Source organism: uncultured Marinobacter sp. (assembly GCF_963974375.1).
GTDB lineage: Bacteria > Pseudomonadota > Gammaproteobacteria > Pseudomonadales > Oleiphilaceae > Marinobacter.
In genome coordinates this window covers 1-7869 of sequence record NZ_CAXBDN010000213.1, presented here as the reverse complement: position 1 = coordinate 7869, position 7869 = coordinate 1, and the positions used below count along the sequence as shown (strand labels likewise).

Below are 7869 nucleotides of genomic sequence, written 5' to 3'. Positions count from 1 at the left end.
CCGGAAGCTGCTGGCAAACTGGGCATCAGGTTGCCTCAACAAGGGCTGTTACAAGGTGGTGCCGTTCATGAACAGCCAGAGCGCGACAGCCAGCTGACAGACAATCACCACGGCGGTGAGTCCGGCACGGAGCCTGCGATACCAGGTCGGCCAATAGTCGAAGAGCCAGCGCAGGTCGATCAGGCACATGGCGAGATAGGCTAACGGATACAGCACCGCCTGCCAGCCAACCGGTAACAGCAACAGCAACCCTGCGGTGAGAAACAGGACCTGACTGGTCACCAGAGTAGCTATGGGAGACAGCGGGTAGCAACGGTTTTCCAGCTGCATGGCCACCGGCCAGTAAACGCCGGCCATGAAGGCCAGAATGCCGGCGCTGTAGAGATAGAACCATGAGATCAGCCAGGAACTCTCTCCTGGCCAGAGCAACAGCCCTATTGCCCCGGCCAGAAACGGGATCAGGCCTGCTAAGCCAACCACCATGGCCAGCCTGGCGACCGAGATCACGAGCGCTGCCCCTGCACGCTGATTCTCATGGGCTCGATTTCCGCTGGCGCCATGCCCACCATTTCGTGATACGCGGAGGCGTGTACCACATCGGTCCGCTCGATATCGATGTCCTTCAGGGTGTCCTGGATTTCCCAGGCGCTGCGGAACAGGCAGGTTTGCCCTTTGGCGTCCGAAAGCAGCAGTTGTTGGTCTGAAATCAGCAACCTTGCCATGTAGCGTTGCCCTTCCAGAGAGATGATGTCCAGCAGAGCCACTTTCCGGCGGTGTTTCTGCAAGTCGGCAAGGGTGATGCGCACGGTTGATTCCCCACTGGTCAAATGAACCGGATAGTGTCCGCCAACGGGCATAACTCCGGATTCTTATGTTGCTACAGACCTAGTACGCCAGCCGGCGGATGGAAGATCAGCGAGGTATCACATATTTAAGAGGCTGATGATGCCGGCTGCACTCAGATTGGAGGGTTGGGTACGGGGGATTGCGATTCAGTAGCGTTCAGCCATAGCACGGCAGGGTTCATGGGCATGGCAGGTTACAAGATGATCGTTGACCATGCCGCAGGCCTGCATGAAGGCGTAGACAATGGTGGGCCCGACAAAGTTGAAGCCCTGTTTTTTGAGGGCTTTTGACATGGCTTCTGCCTCAGAGGTGGTAACCGGCACCTCCTGTAGTGACTGCCATTGATTCTGCCGGGGCCGGTGGTCGACATGGGACCAGAGGAACTCACTGAAGGATTCGCCACGTTCGCGGAAACCCAGAAAGCCCCGGGCGTTGCGAATGATGGAGGCAACTTTCAGCCGGTTGCGGATAATTCCGGGATCCGCCAGCAACTCGGCAATCCTGCGGTCGTCATACTGAACAATTTTCTCCGGATCGAAATTATCGTAGGCCTTTCGATAACTGTCCTGTTTGCGCAGGATCGTTATCCAGCTCAGCCCCGCCTGCTGTCCGTCGAGGCAGAGTTTTTCGAACAACGACAGATCGTCGTGTTCCGGGCGGCCCCAGACCTGATCATGGTAGGCCATGTACAGTGGGTCGGTGCCGCACCAGGGGCAACGCTGTTTGGTGGTGTTGGTGGTCATCCGTGGTCTGCTCCGGGCTGTGCCCCGATCATGGTCAGTGTCCAGTCGGGGTCAGTGATCCGGTCCATGTGGGCCGGGTTGATATCGTGGTGCTCATCGGCCTGCACCAGGGTCAGGCCGGGCGGCGCCGGCTTGGTGTCTCCCATGGTCTGCCAGACCACGGCGATCATGAAACCGTCCACATCAGTGATGGCCGCCGCCCAGTGCTGATCCGGCCGGTCGCCGGACAGAGAGCCGTCGGCATGCACCTCCAGCGTTTGCAGGTTATTGGCAATGCCGCGACCGGTCGCCTTGAGCCACGCTTCTTTCAGGGTCCAGACCCGCAGAAAGGCCCGCTCATCGGCCTGGCTCAGCAGCCAGTCCTGTTCGCCCCGGGTAAACCAGCGGCGGACAATACGCCGCCAGTCCGTCTCACGGTAGAGCGGTTCCACATCGACACCCAGCCCCGGCGACGGGGCAGTCGCGCAGGCTGAAAGGCCGTGACTGTGGCTGAGCGACAGGAACCAGCCTTCCGGTTCGGCCGAAGCCACCAGCCGGCCATGGGCCGGTCGGCACAGTCGCGGGGCAACACCGCTAGCGCCATACAGGGCCTGACGAACCAGCCAGCGGCTGTGAATGAACTCATTGAAGCGCCCGGTCGCAAAGGCCGCTACGACCTCCTGCTCGTAGCTTGAGAGCCAGCTGGGCAGTACTTGCGGCTCCAGCGGCTGCCGGGCCAGCCAGACACTGACCCGGGTTTCGCGCTGTTCAGGGCTGGAGTCGCTGGATGTGCCAGCCATCATTGCTCCTCAGGTATTCAAACCGGTCGTGCAGGCGGCTGGGCCGGCCCTGCCAGAATTCGAATCGGTGAGGAACAACCCGAAAGCCTCCCCAGAAGGACGGCAGCGGTACTTCGCCATCACCAAATTTACGTTTGATCTCAGCAACCTTCTGTTCCAGCAGGCCCCGGGACGTAATCACTTTGCTCTGTTCCGATACCCAGGCGCCCAGCTGGCTGCCCCGGGGGCGGGAGGCAAAGTATTTCAGGGATTCGGCGCTACTGACTTTTTCCACAGTGCCCTGAATAATGGCCTGCCGGTTGAGTCCGATCCAGGGAAAAAGCAGGGCAGCTTTCGGATTTTCAGCCAGTTCCCGGGCTTTGCGACTACCATAGTTGGTGTAGAACACAAAACCGCAGTCATCGAAGTATTTCAGCAGCACGGTACGAAGGTCCGGCTGGCCATCTTCGCCGGTGGTTGCCAGTGACATGGCGTTGGGTTCCAGGATCTGCGCGTCCCGTGCATCCTGAAACCAGTGTTCGAACTGCCTGACCGGGTTATTATCAAGATGCTCAAGATCCAGCCCTTCGCTCTCGAAATCGCGGCGCATATCACCTATGTCCATGGGGCATTCCTGATATAAAGTGGGGTTACCTTATTACGCCCGCCTATTCTTTCAGGATCAGGCGCACTTGAGAACCGCTAACAGGAGTTATGTTGTGACGGCATCGGCCCGGAGCAAGTCCAGATTCATGACGTTGGTGTTCTGCCTGACGGCATTGGTTCTGGTGTTGTTGCTGGCGGCGTTCGTTGCTCTGCCCCGGTATCTGGAACACAGTATTCCGCGCCAGCTGGATGACGCCTTTGGCTGGCAGACCCGGGTAGGCGATATCAGTACCAACCCCTTCACGCTGACCGTTTCAGTGGCGGACCTGCACGCTGTCAACCGGCATGGCGAATCAACCCTGGCCTGGAATGACCTTGATCTGCGCCTGGGTTTCTGGCCTCTGCTGAAGGGTCGGCTTCAGCCCGTAAGCGTGACGCTCGATCAACCGTTGTTGCGGCTTGACCGCCATGACGACGGTACCTGGTCGCCATGGCGGGACTGGCCAGCGGCCTGGAATGGAGATGATCTGCGGCGAGCTGATGTGCGGGTTATGGAAGGGCAGCTTCTGATCAATGATCACTTTGCAGCCGGTCCGCAAGCGTCCGGGGAGCAGAGCACTGACGAACCGGGAACCTCCCGTTACCAGCTGACGCTGCATTCGCTGGTGTTGCAGGACCCGGAGAACAGCGAGGCTGCGGATGGTCAGCGGGCCCTGCTGGTTCAGGGTAGTGACGGCGAACAGTCACTTGAGCTTGAAGGGTTGCTGGCAGGTTCCCCGGGCGGGCAGCAAGGGCTGCGGCTGGCAGGTACGCTGGATGCGAGGCAGCTCGGACTGGCCAGTCTGGCGCGGCTGCTGGAGCCGATGGAGGTTGCCGTCCCGGATGCCGGTCTGGCTGCCAGTGCACAGGCCGACCTGAGCACGGAGTTCGAGTGGGTCTGGGCGGATCGGCAATCCGCCATCATGACTCGTAACGGTCAACTGGTTCTGCGCGATCTGGTGATCGCTTCCGGTGACAGCGAACGTGTTTTTGTGACCCTGGCGGAAGGGCAGTTGTCCGGACTTGCCATGAATTCTGCCAATCAGGAACTGGTGGTTTCCAGCGTTTCATTGCTACGCCCCGAGTTCATGCTGGATTACCACGAACAAGTCCGCGAGCAGTGGCGAACCAGAGCCGACGATCGCTGGATCCGGGAGCTGGCCGACTGGCGCTGGTCTGTGGGTGGCCTGAACCTGTCAGAGGGCCGGCTCAGTGTGCGTAACCTGCTTGCTGAGGCGGAGGTGGTAAACACCGTTGAGAGCATTGAACTCAGCCTGGGCGCCATGACCGAGCGTCTGGAAGAGCCGGTCGTGTGGCAGGTCCGGGGCCAGATGGCGGAGGGCGGGCAACTCAGTGCCAGCGGCCAGTATACCCTGCGACCCTTTACCCTGGGTTCCGGTTTCGATCTGGATCAGCTGGCGTTGGCGCCGCTGGCGGGATATCTGACGTCGCCTGCAGCGTTCGTGCTGGCGGGCGGCACCCTGAGTCTGCGGGGACAGCTGGATCTGGACGGGCAGGATCAGAAACTGACCGGAACCTTTGAAGGCAACGGCAGCATCAGTCAGTTTGACTTGCGCAGTTCTGATCCGGGCGCCAGTGTCAGCTCTCCCGAAGGCAGTGGCGAGACGGTGGCCGGCTGGCGTGAGCTGCGGCTGGGGCGGATAGAGTACAACCTTGCCCCCGCCCGCCTGGAACTGGGCGAGGTCAGTCTTTCCGAGCCCACCGTGCTGGTGCGTTATCAGCCAGACACAGGCTTCAATCTGGCGCCGCTGTTCGCCTCCCGCTCTGAAGAGCCAGAGCCGACCCCATCCGCGGAGGCTTCTGCGCCGTTGCGAACCTTGCCGTTAATCTTCCGGATGCGGGATCTGACGGTGAACAGTGCGGAATTGCGTTATTACGACAGCAGTTTCACTCCGGAATTCAGCAGTCGGGTCCACGGTCTGAACGGCGTACTGACCCGGATTGCCAATGTGCCTCCCCTGCGGGGACAGATTCAGCTGGAAGGTGCGCTCAATGAACGCTCCCGGTTGGAGTTGGTGGGTGCGGTTGGCACCATGAAGGTCAGTGACCAGGAAGTGATCAGCGACGATCCCGTGGTGCTGGACATGATACTGGCGCTGGATTACCGCTTGTCCGGGCTGGCCCGTGACAACCGGTTCCGCAGGGCGGTCGATCGGCTGCTTGAACGCTTGCCGGGACAAGCCGAACCCGGGTTGTCCGCACCGGGCTATCTGCCGGATGAAGCGCCGGGTGACGGTACCCCGGTTGAGGGCCGCTTTCGGCTGAATCTCCGGTAATTTCCGTCAGTCAGTACACTCGATATTCCGACATCTGTTAACAGGAGCCACGTTGCCATGGCCATTCCCGGCGCCAGCAACTTTTTTGCCTACATCGCCCGCCTGCGCTGGATTCGTCGCTGGGGGCTGATGCGCAATGCCATTGAAGAAAATGTGGCCACCCATTCCTGGGAGGTGGCGACCCTCGCCCACGCGCTGGCGGTCATTCGCAACCAGCAGTTCGGGGGCACGGTGAATCCGGAACAGGTGGCAACGGCCGCGCTTTATCATGATGCTACCGAGGTGATCACGGGCGATATGCCGACGCCGGTGAAGTATCACTCCAGCGTGATGCGCAATGTCTTCGCGGATATCGAGCACCAGGCCGCAGACGAACTGCTGGCATTACTACCGGATCAGCTGCGGGAAAGTTTTGCCCCTTACGTGCAGGAGAGCCGCTGGCCTGAGGATGTGCGAACGCTGGTAAAGGCGGCGGATCGTCTGTCAGCGTTGTTGAAGTGCCAGGCGGAAGTGCAGGCTGGTAACCGGGAGTTTGAACCGGCGGGGGAGCAGATCCTCAAGCGGCTGCTGGAAGAGGCACTGCCGGAAGTGAACTACTTCCTGGAGGTGTTTGCGCCGGGCTATCGCCAGCCCCTGGATCATTTGCTGGGGGATTGAACGATGGCGATCGGGCTGCGCTGGTATCAGGCCAGATCGTGATTGTCGATGCCGGCGGCGACCACCCGGTTACGACCGCTGTTCTTGGCCTGATAGAGCGCTTCGTCGGCCCGTTTGAAAGTGGCGGCGACCGTTTCTCCGGGTTGATGAATGGCGATGCCCTGGGACACAGTCACCCGTTCGCTTTCCGGCAGTTCGTCAAACCGCAGCGCCTCTACCGCCTTGCGGATTCGGTTGGCGGCGGGAATGGCATGGTCTGGTGAGGTGTCCGGGAACAACAGCAGGAATTCTTCACCACCAATGCGACCTATGTAGTCGCCCTTACGGACGGTGTTCTCGAGGGCCTGGCTGACCTTGCGCAGGATCTCGTCGCCGGCCTGATGGCCGTAGGTATCGTTAACACGCTTGAAGTGGTCAATATCGAGAATACTGATGCCCAGTGCTTTCTGGCCCGGAGAGTAACGTTCGGTGCGGGCAGCTTCCCGTTCGAACTGCTCCATCACTGTGCGGCGGTTGGGCAGGCAGGTAAGGGGGTCGCGGGTCGCCAGCTCAACCAGTTCGATATTCGCCGTCTTCAACTGGCGGTTGCTGGAACGGAGCTGCATCCGCAGTTCAGAAATGTAGGCGCCCAGATAGGCCGCGATCGATAGCAGCGACGCATAGGCAAACAGGGTGACCGCTTCCAGTGGCCAGTAGACACGCTCCGGATAGGTTAAGGCCAGTGCAGCGATCAGCAGCAAGTACGTGGAGTAGTAGATGCCGGCCAGAATCAGCATCTGGTGCCGGCGCAGGCCCAGGGCGCCGAACATGATGCCGGTCGCCGCCATTAACAGAAATACCGTCCGCCCCTGGGGAAGTGTCACGAAATACATAACGTACAGAGAGGGCAGGATGGGCCAGACGATCTGTATCATCGTCAGGCTGGGGTCCTTGAACCGCAGGTTCAGGCCCGATTGCATGGTCAGCACCAGCAGCGTGCCCATCAGAATACTGGCGGCGCCAAAGACCACAACAGGCTCGATGGCCAGAAAGCCACCCACCACAAGGCCGGCAACAACAAGGAACGTACAGCCGTGATTGGCAAACCCCCAGAACATGCGTTTCAGGCGGAGGTTCTGAGCGGCCTGGATCTGGGGATCAATAGATGGTGCCGAAGTTGGTGCCGACATGTTGCCCCTGACTTTCTGGTCTGATCAATGACCGTTTTTTTATATTTGTGTAGCCAACACTAGCATGAAATAAATTCTATCTGCATGGATTTGAGATCCGGCTACCCAAAAAATCGGTGCAATGATCAGGGATATGCCCGATGCATGCAATCGTCAGCTGGTTAAAATATGGTCACAGATCTGAGTGGCTACGACAGGTCCGGTGTCTCCCGATGTTCGTAGCAACTTTGCGTTGTATGGAATCTGATAAAAGCGGACCTGTGTCGTTTCTATCGGCTTGTCTTTTGCGGATGCTTCTTGTGTCCGGCTCAGGTGTCGTCACAACGGAAAAACTGACGAGGGGTAACTTTGTGGAATGGGGTCCGGGCTACCGGTGTATTTTTTTTCTGCTGCTGGTGCTGATCGCGCCAGCCCAGGCGCTTGCCGGGAACTATCCCCGGGTCCTTCTCGCTGAGGTCACGCGGGAAGCTATCGCGGAAGATCTGCCGTTGACTGGCACGGTGAACGCCCTGCGCTCATCGCAAGTGTCTTCCGCCGTCGCCGGGCTGATTCTCGAGGTGAAGGCTGAACCAGGGCAGGCTGTTGCCCGCGGTGAACTGCTGATGAGCCTGGACGATGAACAGACCGGTTTTGAGCTGGCCAGCGCCCGGGCTGAATCCCGCGAGGCCGGCGCGCGCCTGGCAGAAGCCCGTCGACGGCTGGCGGAGGCCCGGTCGGTGGGCGCCGGGCGCAACATAGCCGCAACCGAAATCAG

The 7869-nt window shown here is 60.0% G+C and carries 9 protein-coding genes; 3 read left to right on the top strand and 6 right to left on the bottom strand.

Features of this window, described 5'->3' with window-relative positions:
* Positions 1–48 precede the first annotated feature (48 nt).
* The 5 genes from AAC035_RS15970 to pdxH form a co-directional block, all read right to left on the bottom strand.
* Positions 49–507, bottom strand: a complete 459-nt coding sequence (locus AAC035_RS15970) for a DUF3429 domain-containing protein (RefSeq protein ID WP_339805884.1) — start codon at positions 505–507, stop codon at positions 49–51.
* The gene (locus AAC035_RS15965) at positions 504–806 is read right to left on the bottom strand and encodes a DUF6482 family protein (RefSeq protein WP_339805882.1); all 303 of its coding nucleotides are present in this window, start codon (positions 804–806) and stop codon (positions 504–506) included. Before AAC035_RS15965 ends, AAC035_RS15970 begins: the two co-directional genes overlap by 4 nt.
* Before the next feature lie 186 nt (positions 807–992).
* Positions 993–1589 carry a DNA-3-methyladenine glycosylase I gene (locus tag AAC035_RS15960; RefSeq protein ID WP_339805880.1) on the bottom strand — a complete coding sequence of 199 codons (597 nt, stop codon included), beginning with the start codon at positions 1587–1589 and terminating at the stop codon, positions 993–995.
* Complete coding sequence (locus AAC035_RS15955; protein ID WP_339805878.1) at positions 1586–2371, bottom strand: 4'-phosphopantetheinyl transferase superfamily protein; 786 nt, start codon at positions 2369–2371, stop codon at positions 1586–1588. Before AAC035_RS15955 ends, AAC035_RS15960 begins: the two co-directional genes overlap by 4 nt.
* Entirely contained in the window at positions 2337–2972 is a 636-nt protein-coding gene (gene pdxH / locus AAC035_RS15950; RefSeq protein ID WP_339805875.1) for a pyridoxamine 5'-phosphate oxidase, read from the bottom strand. The genes AAC035_RS15955 and pdxH overlap by 35 nt, the downstream gene beginning before the upstream one ends.
* A gap of 94 nt (positions 2973–3066) precedes the next feature.
* Here pdxH and AAC035_RS15945 point away from each other — a divergent pair, with 94 nt between their 5' ends.
* Both AAC035_RS15945 and yfbR read left to right on the top strand, forming a co-directional pair.
* The gene (locus AAC035_RS15945) at positions 3067–5289 is read left to right on the top strand and encodes a DUF748 domain-containing protein (protein ID WP_339805873.1); all 2223 of its coding nucleotides are present in this window, start codon (positions 3067–3069) and stop codon (positions 5287–5289) included.
* 57 nt (positions 5290–5346) lie between these two features.
* Positions 5347–5946: a 5'-deoxynucleotidase gene (yfbR, locus tag AAC035_RS15940; protein WP_339805871.1), complete on the top strand. Its 600-nt coding sequence runs from the start codon at positions 5347–5349 to the stop codon at positions 5944–5946.
* Positions 5947–5972: 26 nt separating this feature from the next.
* Here the strand turns inward: yfbR and AAC035_RS15935 are convergent, their stop codons facing one another.
* Complete coding sequence (locus AAC035_RS15935; protein ID WP_339805870.1) at positions 5973–7115, bottom strand: GGDEF domain-containing protein; 1143 nt, start codon at positions 7113–7115, stop codon at positions 5973–5975.
* 350 nt (positions 7116–7465) lie between these two features.
* Between AAC035_RS15935 and AAC035_RS15930 the strand changes: the two genes are divergently transcribed.
* Positions 7466–7869: biotin/lipoyl-binding protein (locus AAC035_RS15930; RefSeq protein ID WP_339805869.1), on the top strand; the 404-nt coding region annotated here is incomplete at its 3' end.